The sequence below is a fragment of the Pelosinus baikalensis genome (assembly GCF_020819555.1).
Lineage (GTDB): Bacteria > Bacillota > Negativicutes > DSM-13327 > DSM-13327 > Pelosinus > Pelosinus baikalensis.
In genome coordinates this window covers 73,092-88,836 of the sequence record NZ_JAJHJB010000019.1, presented here as the reverse complement: position 1 = coordinate 88,836, position 15,745 = coordinate 73,092, and the positions used below count along the sequence as shown (strand labels likewise).

The following is a 15,745-nucleotide window of genomic DNA, read 5'->3' as shown; positions in this document are numbered from 1 at the left end:
CGCATTTGGTTTATATATGAATACTACCACCAGATGTCAGTCTGCGTCTATGTGAACAGATCACAGAATATCTTGTGCTTTTTTGTGATGTATTCACTTGTCCTATGAATGAACCATATAGAGCTTCTAGGAAAGCCTCACATTCTATACTTAGTTTTCTTTTATTCTCGCAATACATTAGGAAAAATCTCACTCGTCAGCAGTTTTCCCACAATAACCCCTAGCTGCAGCGTCAGGCGATCATAAGGGTCATCTAAGCTCCTTCCAGTGATTTCCTCAATTTTTTTCAAGCGATAATCAAGAGTATTACGGTGCACATACAGTCGTTTAGCTGTTTTTACAGCATTACAATTTTCTTCAAAATATACAAACAAGCTAGAAACCATATCCATGTGATGTTTACCATCATATGCATTAAGGGGTTCAATTACGTCCTGATAATACATTGCCAGTTTCTCAGGCTCAATCTCAAATAGCAGTTTATAGATTCCTAGCTGTTCATAAGCATATATAGACCGAGAAGCCTTCTTTAATTTAGCAAAGCGCAGAACCTTAACGGCCTGGAGATAACCTTGTCTGGCAGCTTGCAAACTTTCAAATCTGCCGCCTAAACCAACAGTAAATCCTAAGCCTGGCATTTTAACTGCAAGTTTTTCCAATATCTGAGTTAAAATCCTAATGTTATGATGTCCCCCTGTACTTTCATCCTCATAGGGCACTAAGAGAACAATATCATCTGCCCATAGCATTTGCAGAATTTTTCTGCCTTGTGCCGTCAAAACCTCATGGACAATTTGTTCAAAACGTACCTTAAGAGCTACTAAGGCTTTTTCGCCTCTTGCCTTTTGCGTCTGCAGAAATGCAGCCAAACAGTCTGGACTTAGGATGGCTACCTGGTGAGGTTTTGCCAAGTCATAGCCGTAATAAGCCGCCCGCTGAATTAATACTTCAGGGTTCTCCAGAGGACAAAGCAGCAGTTGTTCCAAAAAATCTTTTATGGAGCGCTGCTCTGTTTGCTTCATGACAATATGACCGCATATTTCCCGCGTTACCTCAATGAGTTTTACTTCCCAGGGAAGTTCAAAAATAGGAAAGTTCTCTTGGTCTGCTAAATTGATAACCTCAACAGGGACCGCTTTGATATAAGGACCAATATTAATAATCAGCCCAGCCAGCTTCTTCTTTATAATTCCTTGCACTATCTCTTTGAGCTTATTTTCATCACCATTCAAGCCGATACCAGTGATAATCAGGAGTTCTCCGCCCTGCACCCAGGGAATCACGTCAGGCAGATCAATAAAATGGACCCAACGCACCAATCGATCCAAACCTGACTTTCCAGCCACAAGAGTAAGCTTGGTTAGAGAAGGTAAATTCATTATTTCCCGGCAGCTGATCATAACTGGCATCCTCCTATCAATTTGAAAACCTTCAATTTACTAAAATTTGAAAACGATTAATTTCTCTTCTGTCATTTCTTTCACTGCGTACTGTGGACCTTCTCGACCAATACCGCTTTCCTTAATGCCGCCATAAGGCATGTTATCCGTCCTGAAGGTCGCCCCATCATTGAAGATAACCCCGCCAGTCTCAATTTTCATAGCGCAAAGTCTGGCAATCTCTAAGGAATTCGTAAATACACCTGCTTGCAGTCCATATATAGAAGCATTCACCAAATCAATGGCTTCCTCAATCTCATCATAAGGTACAATGGAAAAAACAGGTGCAAAGGCTTCCATACTCACAATATTCATACCATGCTGCACATCGGTTAAAATGGTAGGCTCAAACCAAGTTCCACGGCGTTTGCCGCCTGCAAGTACTCTCGCTCCTTGAGAGATCGCCTCATTCACCCATTCTTCTGCTCTGATTGCTTCTGCTTCACTGATCATGGGGCCAATGTCCGTAGCAGGATCAAATGGATTGCCCATAACTAATTGCTCTGTGTGTATTGCTGCCTCATCGCAGAATTCTTTATAGGCACTGCGATGGACATACACTCTCTGGCAGGATATGCAAACTTGACCTGCATTCGCAAAGGCATGCTTGACGCACAATCCTGCCGTCAGTTTAATATCCGCATCGTGATGAACAATATTTGCCGAGTTTGACCCTAGCTCAAGAGCTACACGGCGAAACCCTGCATTTTGCAATAAAGTCTTCCCGACAGCAGGGCTGCCAGTAAAACTGTAAAAACCAATTCGCTGTTCTTCGGTCAACAGTTTGCCAAGTTTGGCACCCGACCCTGTCAACAAATTGAGATAGCCATCAGGCAACCCTGCTTCTGCAAAAATTTCGCATAACAGCACTGCCGATAAAGGAGTCACGGTAGCTGGTTTGTACACCACTGAATTTCCAGCGGCGAGAGCCGGACCGATCTTATGGCAGGCTAAATTAAGAGGAAAATTAAATGGTGTAATGGCGCAAACAACCCCTACAGGAATCCGCATTGTAAAAGCCCATCGGTTATCGCAGCCGGGTGCTCCTTCCAAGGGCACCATTTCACCAGTCATCCGCTTTGCTTCTTCAGCAGACAGAATCAGTGTTTGTTCTGCCCGCGCCACTTCAGCCATAGCTTCTTTGATGGGTTTTCCCACTTCTTGTACAAGGAATTCTGCCATTTGTTTCTGCTTCTCCATGAGAATTCGGCTAGCTTTCATTAATATTTCATAACGCCGATATGGCTCTATATGTATTGTTTTAAATGCCTTTTCAGCAGCATCGACCGCGTCCTTTACTTCTGCCTCACCGGCCACGGAAATCAAGGCAACCTCACTGCCTGTTGCTTTACTCACGATACCAATCTTTTCATCTGTTACTTTCCATTCGCCATTAATAAATAAACCATATTCTTTCACCTTACTACCTCCTTATCCACATTAGAAAATTTGGATTTTGCCACACAACAGAAACGGCGAAACCCTAGTTCTTTTTTGCAAGCAAAACACGATGTTCTTTGATCGTACAAAAGAGACTGAAAATCATGCTTCCTATACATGATTTTTCAGTCTCCATTGACTACCAATTCCTTGTAGGAATTATATTGTTTTTTTTAGAATAACAGACTCTTACAAGTCAGTCAACAGAAAGCCATTGTGAGATATTCATAGCAATATCAATTATTCTTGTGCATTTATCACAAGTCTAGGATCAATGCCTTTGATTTCATTCTCCCTGCTCCACGTTATTCATCCCTACAGAACTAAGCTGTTTTTCACGCACCATACTAATCAGCTCTTTAATTAAATCTTTCGCTAAGGATGCGTTCATTAGATGATCCTGGGCATGAATTAATAATAAACTCATTTCTTGTTTTTCACCATTTGCTTCGGCTTGTAATAAATCAAATTGCATACTATGTGCTTTTTTTAGTTCCTGGGTAGCCTTACCAAGACGCGCTGATGCTTCTGTATGTTTCCCCTCGCGAGCTAACGCTAGAGCTTCAAAGCAATAACTGCGTGCATTGCCTGCATGTAGAATGATGGTAAATACAATTTGCTCTTTGTCCACATTACACCTCTCAAAATCCCGTTACTTCCCCATTATTCCAAAGGCTTGATCCAGGATTTTATTCCCGTCTACAAGTCCGTAATGCACCCCATCAATAATGGCATACCCTTTATTTTTTGACATCGCTAACGCATAAATATATTTTTCTTTATAACGAATTTGTGGCGCAACCAGCACTACATCGTAGTTGCTGATATATTTCTCTATTTCATCAACGGAGCAAGCGACAATCTTTAGATCTTGAATATTACGTTTCTCTCCCTCCATAAGCATTTTATCCACTAAGAGACCTGTCGACATGCCTGATGAACATACCAGTAAAATATTCATCTCGTCCTCCTTGTATTGCTTATTTTACGTGTGCCTGCTTCTTCATCTGCGGCAAATCCACCTTAAAAAGCAATTTTACTCCTGGGGTAGCTGGGTATTCATTTGCTCAGCTCTGATTTGCTCTTGTTCTTCTTTTACCTTATTTTCATCCCATATTTTTAGGAAAGGGTAATAAATAATACCGGAAATGATAAAATTTAATACTTGCAGTGCAGTCCCTTTCCAATCCCCCGTAACTAAGAAACCACTGACAAAGGCCGGGGTGGTCCAAGGCGCTAGGGCATAAGGCTTATCAACAAATCCTGAGGTCATAAATAAATAGGTTGTTATGATACATAGTAATGGAGCCACAATAAAAGGAATAATCATGATTGGATTCATTACAATTGGAATGCCAAAAATAATCGGTTCATTAATGTTGAAAACTCCTGGTAAAAGGGAAGTTCTTCCCAATGCTTTTAATTGATTGGATTTTACTGTCGTAAACAATAATACTGCTAATGCAAGAGTGGTACCAGAACCACCAATTAAGATAAAGACATCAATAAATTGCTGGCAAATAATATTGGGAACCGCTTCACCAGCCATTTTTGCCACCGCATTTTGCTGTGTAAAGGCTAACCAAATCGGAGCCATAACCCCTGTTCCCACTAAAGCTTGTCCATGAATGCCAAAACACCACAACAGTTGAATGGCAAACACAGCGATTAACACGGCAGGCAATGTACCTCCAAGATGTAAGAGGGGAGCTGTAACCACTCGATTAATCACTTCCGGGATCGATCCTTCCTCTATTTTTGCTAGCATTACATTGATGATAAAGATACTGACTAAAATCACAACGCCGGGCAGTAAGACTGCAAAAGAGCGCCCTACAGAGAGAGGGACACCTTCGGGCATTTTAATAATGATGTTCTTTTTAATCATGAAACGCTGAACTTCTACAACTAAAAGCCCGATAATCATGGCAACAAATAATCCTTTACTCCCCATTAATCCTGAATCAATATGCCCCTCCTTCGTGAAAGGCGAAGCAAGAATAAATGCAGAAACACTCAGCAATCCGGAAGAGAGAGCATCAATGGCGTAAGAAGCGGCCAAAGCATAGGCGATTGAAAAAGAGGCAACCAGTCCCATAATGCCAAAAGTAGCATTCACAACGGTCAATAAAGCACTAACATAAGGATCTACCAATCTGGCAAGATAAGGTATGGGCGGAAATGCACAAATTAAAAAAGAAGATCCAATCAATAATAGGGGAACCGTGGAAACAATCCCATCCCGTAAGGCTTGTAAATGTCGCTGCTCCGCAATGATTCTTACAACTGGAAGGAGGTGTCTTTCGAGAAATTGAATAACTCTTTCCAACAAATAACACTCCTTTTTATTCATTCTCGCCTTGTTTATCTTGCGTTTTTACTATTAGAGCACAGCCACACATTCTGATTCATTTACTACACCTACATGTAATGCATGAGATCCACGATATTGTAATATTCATTATCAGGCAATGTAACATGCAGCCTTTCTTCAATTGGCCGCAAAGCTGCCCCTACAATGGCGTGGCTCTCCTCATATTTATGCTGATCTACCCTTTTACAGCGATTAGAAGAACCAATCACTTCCCCTGACGATAATTTTTCAATTGCGCAAGCAAGATGCAAAATCAAACCAATACTTGCATCTTCACTAATGATGAAATTATGTTTTGCCAGCTCTAAATAAAACAGCGCAAAGACTTCCATGAATTCTTCGCCATCAAGGCTGGTATGTTCATTGATAACATTTTTCATAAAGGCTAACCGATCTAATGCAAAAGGTGCTGCTAAGCCGTCTGGGACTTCCTCCATATCCGATTCCAAATCAGCAGGATCACAGCTTTTGCTTTCATCAGAACAGCTGGCGCAAGGAACCTCTAGTATCACATTAGGGAAAATCTCTGATAATACAATCTCAAGCTTACCTTCCAGTAATTGTTTGGGAGAAAGATACTGCACCGTGCTGTCTTGGGGTTTAATGCTGCTTACCACTGCTATTAGATTTTTTTCTCGTTTTATTTTCTTTATTTTTGCAGTGAAATCATTCATGCTGGCAATTTCCAGGGGAATAATATCGATTTTTCTGCCTTTTCCCAATAGTAAGCCTTCAATAATTTCCTTTAATTTAATAGCAGTACCTTTACCCGTAATACAGGCTACAACAATCACGTTATCTTTAAAATAATTATTAAAATCCGAAGTATTTCCGTATATACGCCCAATATAGGGACTAAGATTGGTCACGGCATAATAGATGTCATCTAAAGGAACTCGCATTAAAGACTTTCGTGCTGCTTCCAGCACCATTGGCGTACTAGCCATCTCTATGGTTTTTATGGGAATGGCTGTATTTTCATAAATCATATGGCCAAACATCACTAGAGATCCCATGTCAACCAGCATGATGACACCTTGTCCTTCATTGTTGTCTTCTACCAGCTGCGTAATTTCCGCCAAGGCCGTTTCCGTCTTTTTCTCTAAAGGCATGTCATATCCCACTGCATGGCTTTCCCCTAATAGCCGATTGGCAACTTCCACCATAGAAGTAGCAGTACTAACGCCATGCATGGCAACAATCACGCCAACCCTGCCAGGATATTCTTTGCCCACATATTCATCTAATACAATAAACATGGTAATAAAGCCAATTTCATCAAGAGGTATTTGTATATCAAAGCTGTTCTTTAATAAAATGCTAAAATGCATGGCAGCCGCAAACTCTTTACTATAGGATTTCTGGATTTCTACGAGATTGGGATTTGAAATTTCCTTCCCTTCCCGAATTCTTTCCAGTGTACTGGAGATATGTATCGACATACCAAATAGAATTTTATCATTAAATTTTTTGCCAATTTTATTACTAGCATACCTTAGAAACCTCTGGGTTATATCCACTACTTTTTTATCAACAATTTTATATAACGCTTCCAAATTGTCTTTGCGGAACTTGGCCATATACTGCTTAATATAGGTATCAATATCCAGTCCCATAATCAGCTGGATATTTTTCTCGCTCATTCCTTTCATTCTAAGGTTTTGAATTTTCTGCTCTAAAACTTCATAAATACTTATAGTATCTTTATATTTGACATTAATTTGCTTTCCATCTGTAACTTGAAAAATAATATCTTCTGTTAAACCAAGAATATCAAGATCATCCCGATGCTCCTTGTATTTTACAAACCCTTTCAGAATATATTCGGGCAGTTCCTCACTGCTGACATTCAAATTTTCATCCTTACTTCCTACATAATCTAAAAAGGCTCTGGCGCAGCTAAGTTTAATATCACTCTTTAATTGTCCGATGTTATTGGGACAATCATATAGCAGAAAGGCTTTTAATGCATTTGGCGATACCCGAATGGGAACATGAATGCATTGTACCTCTTGTTTAAAAAAGGTTTTAATTAATTCCCACCGTTCTCCTATCGTTCGTTCCCTGATAACTGGAAGTTTAATAATCATGGGAATACGCCGAGTAAAGGTCCTGAGCAAAGTAGAATCGGCATTTTCTGTGGTAGCACAGATAATGAGTATTTCTACCTTTCTATACTCCTCAACCTCTCCCATGCTGCGAAATAATCCTTTATCAATCAGATAGAACAGCATTTCCTGACCCTCTGGCGACAATCGATGAACCTCGTCCAAAAATAAAATACCGCCATTTGCTTTTTCTACTAAACCTACCCGATCCCGTTCTGCCCCTGTATAGCTTCCCTTCTTTGCTCCAAAAAGCTGAGCCAATAACAATTGGGGATTATGAGCATAATCGGCGCAATTAAAAGCAACGAAGGGAGCGTTATCTTGGAACCGACCTATATCCTGCGCATAACGAAAAATAGTCTCGGCAAACATGGATTTACCAACACCAGTCTCCCCCAATAGTAAGGTATGCAGCCCTAATGGCGGATATCTCACCGCCGCTTTTGCTTGCTTAACCGCATTTTTAAGACTTTTATCCGCACCAATAATAGCATCTAATACAGATTTTTCCGTTGCATCCTCTTCACTGGCTTCACTATCCAGAGTTTTATATAGCACTGGTTTACCTTCCAGTTTTTCTAACTTCCCTGCTTTTACCAACGCATTTAAGTCACCAGAAGCATTTGGTCTTAAAATACTAAGCTCCATGGCTACCTGGTCAGTAGAAACACCCGATACCATTCCATCTATACGATATTGTTCTTCACATAATGTTTTTACAACCATCAATACACTTTCAATTCGTTTCATTCCTACCTCCAGCCTTTCACTAATTGAAATTTTATTTTATGTTGAATGTATTTATATGATTAGCTAAGGGCTACATTCGGTGAGTAAAGGCAACTACGATCTGGACGATATTATAATTTATGTAAATATTCCCATTTTACTTCGTGATTTTCTGTGAGAAATCCTGCAACCCAATAGTATTTGCATCCTACCCATATTGAAATATACATTATGATTTTACATATTGTGCAAGTCTTTTATAAATAATTTCAAAACCATGTTGAATGCTTCTCAAAAATCGGAATTAAATGTGTGGGACGCACTACAATCCCAATGCGGAACCAAGGAATAATCTTAGAAAAACTTTTCAAATAAATATGGTGAAAATGATCACCGTAAGCATAAATTAGATCGTATTTATGATCTAAGGAAATATCACTGCAGTAGTCGTCTTCCACAATGAATACATTATACTTATCAGCCAAGGCTGCAATCGCTTTTCTCTGGCTGGTACCGCATGCGGTTCCTAATGGATTATGATTGCGGGGTACGGTATAAAAAAACTTTATTTTCTCAATTCTGTGTAGGTTCTCCACAATATAGTAGCCGCTTTGGGGCACAGAGTAAACCAAACCACTGTACTTCCAGATCTTCTGTAATGATTTGATAAATATCCTTCATTATAACCTCCAAACTGTACTAGTACAGTTGCCTCCAATGCTGATTGCAGCACCTCTGGTATGGGGATATGATTAATTATAGGAAATATATTCAATTGGTAGGAGGGAATCTAGATGAGCGGATTAAAAATTGTGACTATTGGCGGTGGTTCCAGTTATACACCAGAGATTGTTGAAGGATTTATTAGACGATATGAGGAATTGCCAGTTCGCGAACTATGGCTGGTGGATATTGAAACTGGCAAGGAGAAATTAGAGATTATCGGTAATCTTGCCAAAAGAATGGTAAAGAAAGCCGGAGTACCGATTGCCATCTACACGACTTTGAACCGAAGAGAAGCGCTGCCAAACGCAGACTTTGTCACAACTCAGTTTCGAGTAGGGTCGTTAGATGCCAGAATAAAAGATGAAAGAATTCCATTGCGTCATGGTTATATCGGGCAAGAAACCAATGGGGCCGGCGGAATGTTCAAGGCACTGCGAACCATTCCTGTCATGCTGGAAATTGACCAGGACATGGCAGAACTGTGTCCTGATGCTTGGCTCATTAATTTTACGAATCCTTCCGGAATCGTAACAGAGGGAGTACTTCGCTACGGCAAAACAAAAAAAATTATCGGTTTATGCAATGTACCTATCGGAATGGAAATGGGTGTGGCGAAACTCTTTGATGTTGACAGCAATAGAATCCGAATTGATTTTGCTGGTTTGAATCATATGGTATTTGGTTTGTCTGCCTATATGGATGGCAACGACATTACGAAATCTGTCATTGACAAAATTGCTGACGGCAAGATGGGAAGCACGGTAAAAAACATTATGAACATTGATTGGGTTCCAGAATTTGTAGCTGGTCTATCGATAATACCCTGCCCCTATCATCGATATTATTTCAAACGACAAGAAATGCTGGAGAAAGAATTAGAAGAATTTTCGAAAGGGGAGACGAGAGCCGAAATTGTAAAGAAGCTGGAAGATGATCTTTTTCAGTTGTACAAAGATCCTGCATTAGACTCTAAACCACCCCAGTTAGAGCAGCGTGGCGGAGCATATTACAGCGATGCTGCCTGCCGATTAATCAGCTCAATCTACAACGACAAAGGTGATATCCAGCCAGTAGATACAAGGAACAATGGTGCTCTTGCTGGCATTTCTCCTGAATCTGTTGTCGAAGTAAGCTGTGTGATTACCAAGAATGGTCCCCGCCCGCTTACTATGGGTGAACTCCCTATCGAAATAAACGGACTGGTACAGCAAATCAAATCTTTTGAAAGAGTCGTAATTGATGCTGCCGTTACCGGTGACTACAATAAAGCGCTGCTGGCAATGACAATCAATCCTCTTGTCTCTTCTGACACAATGGCCAAAGTCTTATTGGATGAGATGCTAGAAGCCCATCAAAAGGATTTGCCCCAATTCTCAGCTTATTTTGCCTCGAAAGGATAAGTGAATCACTCATATAAAAATAACGTCAGATCTCTCCATGGATCTGACGTTATTTTATATGGAAGATCATACATCGAGTGTATAATTTAAATTTCATAATCCAGCTGCTGCTTAGCAGTATCTACAAAGAGCTGCTTAGATGAAAATTTCCTCATTATATGCTACTCTTTAAACATTAAAATCATTTCTTCAATTAAATCTTTCGCCAAAATGGCCGTCATTAAATGATCCTGAGCGTGAATTAACAAGAGGTTTATTTCTTGTTTTTCGCCTCGGGCTTCAGACTGCAATAACTCCGTCTGAATCTGATGAGCTGCTATTAATTGTTTCTTTGCCTGGGCAATACTCTCCTCTGCTGCAATAAAATTCTTTTCCCGCGCATATTTCAATGCTTCCAAGGCATGACTGCGGGCATCGCCCGCATGCAATATAATTGTAAAAGCGACTTGTTCCTTCTCCATGTTTATCTCCTTCTATAAAAATTACGATTGTCTTAATGCATATGCTTGCTCAAGAACTTTTTTGCCATCTACCATGCCATAGCTTACAGAATCAATGACTGCAAAGCCTTTCTTCTTGCCAGCAGCAATTTCGCCAATGGCCTTTGCTTTATATCTGATTTGGGGACCGATCAAAATTACTTCACAATTATCGATAAATTCTTCCAGCTGATCTACAGAACAAGCAAAAATTTCATCATTGCTGCCATTCTCATTACTTTCTTTTTGCATTTTAGTCACCAATAAGCTAGTAGACATCCCAGATGCACACACTAATAGTATTTTCACAATGACATACCTCTCTCTCTTAATATCAGACATACGATTCAATGTTTTATCACGATGCTATGAACGCCCTATTATTTCAAACATCCTCGAACATAGCATCGCGACACTCTTCATTTAGGCTCCGATAATGACATTAGGGTCACTTTTTTTGTTTTGTTTTGCACCCGCTTCTTCTTTGTATTTAGCATCATCCCACATCCTAAAGAAAGGATAATAAATAACACCGGTAACCCCAAAGCAGAATAATTGTAATATTGCTGATCTCATATCACCTGAATCGAGAAAAGCATTAATGATTGGAGGTGTCGTCCATGGTGCCATAGCAAATAACTTGTCTACCAGACCAGCATCCATTGCAAAATAGGCAATAGTTATCGAGACAAGAGGGGCAAAGATAAAGGGAATCATTAACACAGGATTCATAACAATCGGCATACCAAAAAGAATGGGCTCATTAATAGCAAAGAACGCGGGTCCTATCCCAGATTTACCAAGAGCTCTTAATTGTGTAGATCTTGCTGCAAAGATTAACATGAGTACCAAGGCAAAGGTGGCACCTGAACCGCCAATATTTCCATATACGTCCCATAATTGCTGACAAACAATGTTAGGAACAGGCAGTCCTGCAGCTTTCGCTGCAGCATTTTGCTGAGCAAGTGTTAAATAAACTGGACTCATTACGCCACCTACTAAAGCTGCTCCATGAATACCGATAGACCACAATAATTGAGCGAAAAATATGGCAAGTAAGAAGGCTGGCAAACTGCCGCCGAGACTCAGAAGAGGTGCTGCCAGTATTTTATAAATGATATCCTGTACATTGGTTGCGCTAAGAGATAATACGCTGTTAATGAACCAAACAACAGTGACCGTAATAAAACCGGGAATCAGAGACATAAAGGAACGAGCAACCGCTGGAGGCACGCCCTCCGGCATTCTGATAACTAAATTTTTTCGAATCATAAAACGTTGTACTTCAACTGCAAAAATGGCGATGATCATGGCTACAAACAAACCCTTACTTCCCATCCATCCTGCGGTAATATTACCATCTTTGGTAAATGGGGTAGCCAGCATAAAGGTAGCAACACTGATTAATCCATTTCCTAATGGGTCCATTTTATACGAGTTAGCCAATGAATAGGCGATAGAAAATGATGCCATTAATCCCATAAGTCCCATTGTGGCATTATTAACCGAACATAGACTTGCTACGTAAGGTTCAACCATTTTCGCCAATGCAGGAATGGGAGGAAAGGCGATAATTAGAAACAACGACCCCATTAAGAGCAATGGTATTAAGGATACGATACCGTCTCTGATTGCTTTTAAGTGTCGTTGCTCACCAATGCGAGTTGCAACAGGTGCATAGTACTCTTCAAGCCATTTGATAAATTTGTCCATAAAGCAACACTCCTTTTTTTATCTTACTCGGTATTATGTTTTGCAAGATACATGCCAATACGCAGTAAGTCTATAAAAAGGGGTCATTGCATGATTCTATATGAAGGAAGTAAAGCCTTGATGGCTTATCCATCCCTTATTTTACTTGGCGCCATAATGCAGTCCTATCACCTTACTTACGATGTGTATTTATGTCTAGGATCATCTGTATTGCATTTAAAGATATTGGGTTATTTCTCAAGTAACGTGTATTATTTTTCATTGATGAAGTCTGTAACTGCCTAAAGAAAAATGCTTCTCGTCCTTTAAAACATAAAACGAATCGAACCACAAAAACGCAAAGGACAGAAAGGGGATTATTTATAACTATTTTTTGTCATTGCGAACAGAGTGCAAGAGTACCTGCCAGAAATATCATTTGGCAGGTACTCTCGGCTTACATAAGCATCTGGGATTTCTTATAATTGCTTCCCGTTGGTTTCAATCACTTTTTGATACCAGAAGTAACTGTTTTTCTTGATTCGCCTCATATCTTTCTCACTATCTTCATCCCGGTTTATATATACAAAACCATATCGTTTTTGATAACCATTTAGCCAGCTCAATAAGTCTGTATAGGACCAAACGCAATATCCTAATAAATCCACTCCGTCAGTAATTGCCTGCTGGCATTCTTCAAGATGTCTGCGAATAAAAGCAATTCGATATTCATCATTTACTACATTGTTTTCTTCTAGAACATCAAAAGCCCCTAAGCCATTTTCAGAAATAAGAATTGGCAGCCTGTATCGGCTGGTAATTCTGCGTAAGGCAATTCGTAAACCCATAGGATCAATTTCCCAATCCCAGTCTGTTGCCTCCAAATTGGGATTTCTGATAGTTTTAAATAAGCCTAGCACGCCTGTATCCGGTGTGGTTCCTTTTTTGCCCGTCGTATTCATCTTACCGGAACTAACACCATCAAGTGGATTCATCTCATACGTAGTCGTCCGATAGTAATTGACTCCCATAAAGTCCGGCTTGCCCTTTTTTAATACTTCCAAATCACCCTCTTCTAGGCTAGGGGCAAGCCCCTCTCTGGTAAGATAATTCCAAATCACCTTTGGATATTCCCCCCAGGCATATACATCCATCCACCAATGATTGTTGAAGTCTTCTGCATTCTCACTGGCCAGAACGTCCTCTGGTTTATCCGTATGAGCATAGGCAGGACCATAGGCAAAGCTCGGACCGATTTTTCCTTCAGGAACATAGTTTCTAAAGGACGCAATGACTCTTGCATTTGCTAAGCTGGCGATATGGTTTGCCTGATACATTCTCTTAAGATCGGCAACTTTAGGTGGATGAATGGCATTTAAATAACCATGCATAATAAAAACATTTTGCTCATTTAGTGTTACCCAATATTTGACTCGATCACCATACCTTTTAAAGAGGGTTACGGAGTAGTTATGAAAGTCTTCAATAATTTCCCGCGATTCCCACCCGCCATAGACATCCTGCAGTTCCTGAGGCAAATCCCAATGATATAAGGTGATAATCGGTTCTATCTGATTCTTAAGCAACTCATTGATTAGATCATCGTAAAATCGTAAGCCAGTCTCATTAACCTCACCTCGCCCTTTGGGGAAAATACGAGTCCAAGCAATGGAAAATCGATAAGCTTTCAACCCCATTTGGGCCATTAACGCAACATCTTCTTTATAGCGGTGATAATGGTCCACCGCCACATCTCCATTCGTCCCCTTAAAAGTTGTTCCAGGAAACCTTACATACACATCCCAATTAGAAGGCCCCTTACCGTCTTCATTCCAAGCGCCCTCTACCTGATATGCCGCGGAAGCTGCTCCCCACAAAAAGTCCTTCGGAAAATCTGCTATTGTTTTATGAATCATATTTATCTCTCCTTGTACTTTTTAAGTCTGAAAAGACCGTTAACAACTTGTTAGCGGTCTTTTGCATATGTGAATTAGAAGTGAAGGTCAAACTGGGTGCGGAACAGTTTTCTGTTATACTCTTTAGCGGAATTGGAAATATCTACTTTTTGATCGGAGTAAAGATTTGTCCATTGGATGTTTTTCCCAACTACGTAATCCACACCTACAATCCAACCTCTGGAGTCACTTTTCAACGAATCCCACTCATCATCATGTGAAGGGTCGCCATTTCGGCCAAATTTGAAGAATCTAGCATAAACCCCATAAGATCCAGGTTTATTGAGATCTGTTCCTTTGTAATCCAGTCTAATGTGATGGGTTTTATTAAAATCATCTGCATTCGTCTTAGCATAAGTGCCTGTCAATTTCAAATCCTGAGCAATCTTAGCAGTAACTGTTGCTCCACCCCAGCGACTCATTTGCTGTTCACCATCATCTTTATTGCCACCTAAAAGTAAGTTAAAATTTACATTTTTTGCTATATCTCCATTGAAGTTAGCGCCGTAAATATTGGTATCATAAGCATCATTAAGGCTTACTGCGCCATTTCCTTGTGTAGGTTTCGCAGCAAACAAACTGGTTTTAAATGTCCCTGTAGGAATATCCAGCCAAATACCTGTTGCTTCATGGCCCCACACCATATTATCCCCATAGCCGAACCATTTTCGACCAGCCGCGACACCTACTTCACCAACGGAACCAGAGGCCCAGATTCTAAACCAGGTACCATCCCCCTCATTCGTATCAGGAGGGTTTACGCCGCCCCAGCCGCTAGTCGTGTAGTCATGTCTTGTTTCACTTGCAAAATGTCCTTCCCATCGATCATTGATTTTGGCGGTTCCTTCCAATGCCAAGAAGTAATGTTTGTTACCTCCGCTAATATTATGACCATCACTGGTATCGCTGTCATATTTCCCGCGGACGAAGCCGCTCCATTTTACATTATCAACCTTATTTTCCACAGTCGTCATGCGAGCACCCAATTTATCAAGTTCGCTGGCATATTCATTGGATAATTTCTCAATAAGAGCTTTGTTGCCTGCATCAGCTTGATCGACTTTCGACATTGCCTTTGCTACGATAATAGCCATTTCATAACGGCTAATGGTTTTATCACCGCGAAACGTTCCATCACCATATCCGTCTAAAATACCATCATGAGCCAACTTTGTAACAGCGTCATAAGACCAGTGTTTTGCAGGTACATCAGAGAAAGGATTTACTACCGCTGCGAAGGACGTACCAGCTACACCAAGTATCATTGCAGCTGCAAGGGAAGCGACTAACTTTTTTTTCATTTACAATCTCTCCTTAGGTTTAATTTACCTGTTCATTGCTTGTACAACTGACCTTTATTGGAGAGGGATGTATCTAAGTTTCTACATTTCCTTACATATCCC

General features: G+C 40.3%; 13 protein-coding genes. 1 reads left to right on the top strand and 12 read right to left on the bottom strand.

Annotated elements, in window-relative coordinates; translation table 11 throughout:
- Positions 1-161: 161 nt before the first annotated feature.
- The 7 genes from LMF89_RS14355 to LMF89_RS14325 form a co-directional block, all read right to left on the bottom strand.
- The gene (locus LMF89_RS14355; RefSeq protein ID WP_229535695.1) at positions 162-1,400 is read right to left on the bottom strand and encodes a PucR family transcriptional regulator; all 1,239 of its coding nucleotides are present in this window, start codon (positions 1,398-1,400) and stop codon (positions 162-164) included.
- A 39-nt stretch (positions 1,401-1,439) separates the two neighbouring features.
- Positions 1,440-2,858 carry an aldehyde dehydrogenase family protein gene (locus LMF89_RS14350; RefSeq protein WP_229535694.1) on the bottom strand — a complete coding sequence of 473 codons (1,419 nt, stop codon included), beginning with the start codon at positions 2,856-2,858 and terminating at the stop codon, positions 1,440-1,442.
- 307 nt (positions 2,859-3,165) lie between these two features.
- The gene (locus tag LMF89_RS14345; protein WP_007955143.1) at positions 3,166-3,510 is read right to left on the bottom strand and encodes a PTS lactose/cellobiose transporter subunit IIA; all 345 of its coding nucleotides are present in this window, start codon (positions 3,508-3,510) and stop codon (positions 3,166-3,168) included.
- A 21-nt stretch (positions 3,511-3,531) separates the two neighbouring features.
- Complete coding sequence (locus tag LMF89_RS14340; RefSeq protein WP_229535693.1) at positions 3,532-3,840, bottom strand: PTS sugar transporter subunit IIB; 309 nt, start codon at positions 3,838-3,840, stop codon at positions 3,532-3,534.
- Positions 3,841-3,915: 75 nt separating this feature from the next.
- A complete protein-coding gene (locus LMF89_RS14335) occupies positions 3,916-5,208 on the bottom strand; it encodes a PTS sugar transporter subunit IIC (RefSeq protein WP_229535692.1) in 1,293 nt (430 codons plus the stop codon).
- 92 nt (positions 5,209-5,300) lie between these two features.
- Positions 5,301-8,111, bottom strand: a complete 2,811-nt coding sequence (locus LMF89_RS14330) for a sigma-54-dependent transcriptional regulator (protein WP_229535691.1) — start codon at positions 8,109-8,111, stop codon at positions 5,301-5,303.
- A 248-nt stretch (positions 8,112-8,359) separates the two neighbouring features.
- Entirely contained in the window at positions 8,360-8,686 is a 327-nt protein-coding gene (locus tag LMF89_RS14325; protein ID WP_229535690.1) for an aminotransferase class I/II-fold pyridoxal phosphate-dependent enzyme, read from the bottom strand.
- Positions 8,687-8,884: 198 nt separating this feature from the next.
- On the opposite strand from LMF89_RS14325, the gene LMF89_RS14320 reads away from it, so the two are divergent.
- On the top strand, positions 8,885-10,216 hold the full coding sequence (locus LMF89_RS14320; RefSeq protein ID WP_229535689.1) for a 6-phospho-beta-glucosidase: 1,332 nt from the start codon (positions 8,885-8,887) through the stop codon (positions 10,214-10,216).
- A gap of 161 nt (positions 10,217-10,377) precedes the next feature.
- On the opposite strand, the gene LMF89_RS14315 is transcribed toward LMF89_RS14320, so the two are convergent.
- The 5 genes from LMF89_RS14315 to LMF89_RS14295 all read right to left on the bottom strand — a co-directional run bounded on the left by LMF89_RS14315 (position 10,378) and on the right by LMF89_RS14295 (position 15,643).
- The gene (locus LMF89_RS14315; RefSeq protein WP_007935638.1) at positions 10,378-10,677 is read right to left on the bottom strand and encodes a PTS lactose/cellobiose transporter subunit IIA; all 300 of its coding nucleotides are present in this window, start codon (positions 10,675-10,677) and stop codon (positions 10,378-10,380) included.
- A 21-nt stretch (positions 10,678-10,698) separates the two neighbouring features.
- The gene (locus LMF89_RS14310) at positions 10,699-11,004 is read right to left on the bottom strand and encodes a PTS sugar transporter subunit IIB (protein ID WP_229535688.1); all 306 of its coding nucleotides are present in this window, start codon (positions 11,002-11,004) and stop codon (positions 10,699-10,701) included.
- 114 nt (positions 11,005-11,118) lie between these two features.
- Positions 11,119-12,408 (bottom strand): PTS cellobiose transporter subunit IIC, encoded by a 1,290-nt coding sequence (gene celB, locus LMF89_RS14305; protein ID WP_229535687.1) that lies wholly within the window; start codon positions 12,406-12,408, stop codon positions 11,119-11,121.
- Between the two features lie 458 nt (positions 12,409-12,866).
- The gene (locus tag LMF89_RS14300) at positions 12,867-14,303 is read right to left on the bottom strand and encodes a glycoside hydrolase family 1 protein (RefSeq protein ID WP_229535686.1); all 1,437 of its coding nucleotides are present in this window, start codon (positions 14,301-14,303) and stop codon (positions 12,867-12,869) included.
- Positions 14,304-14,377: 74 nt separating this feature from the next.
- Positions 14,378-15,643, bottom strand: coding sequence for an S-layer homology domain-containing protein (locus LMF89_RS14295; protein WP_229535685.1), 1,266 nt, complete (start codon positions 15,641-15,643; stop codon positions 14,378-14,380).
- Positions 15,644-15,745: the final 102 nt, after the last annotated feature.

Coding starts and splice junctions, on each gene's coding strand:
- LMF89_RS14355 (WP_229535695.1), bottom strand. CDS start 1,400: ATGATCAGCTGCCGGGAAATAATGAATTTACCTTCTCTAACCAAGCTT.
- LMF89_RS14340 (WP_229535693.1), bottom strand. CDS start 3,840: ATGAATATTTTACTGGTATGTTCATCAGGCATGTCGACAGGTCTCTTA.
- LMF89_RS14330 (WP_229535691.1), bottom strand. CDS start 8,111: ATGAAACGAATTGAAAGTGTATTGATGGTTGTAAAAACATTATGTGAA.
- LMF89_RS14320 (WP_229535689.1), top strand. CDS start 8,885: ATGAGCGGATTAAAAATTGTGACTATTGGCGGTGGTTCCAGTTATACA.
- LMF89_RS14315 (WP_007935638.1), bottom strand. CDS start 10,677: ATGGAGAAGGAACAAGTCGCTTTTACAATTATATTGCATGCGGGCGAT.
- celB (WP_229535687.1), bottom strand. CDS start 12,408: ATGGACAAATTTATCAAATGGCTTGAAGAGTACTATGCACCTGTTGCA.
- LMF89_RS14300 (WP_229535686.1), bottom strand. CDS start 14,303: ATGATTCATAAAACAATAGCAGATTTTCCGAAGGACTTTTTGTGGGGA.
- LMF89_RS14295 (WP_229535685.1), bottom strand. CDS start 15,643: ATGAAAAAAAAGTTAGTCGCTTCCCTTGCAGCTGCAATGATACTTGGT.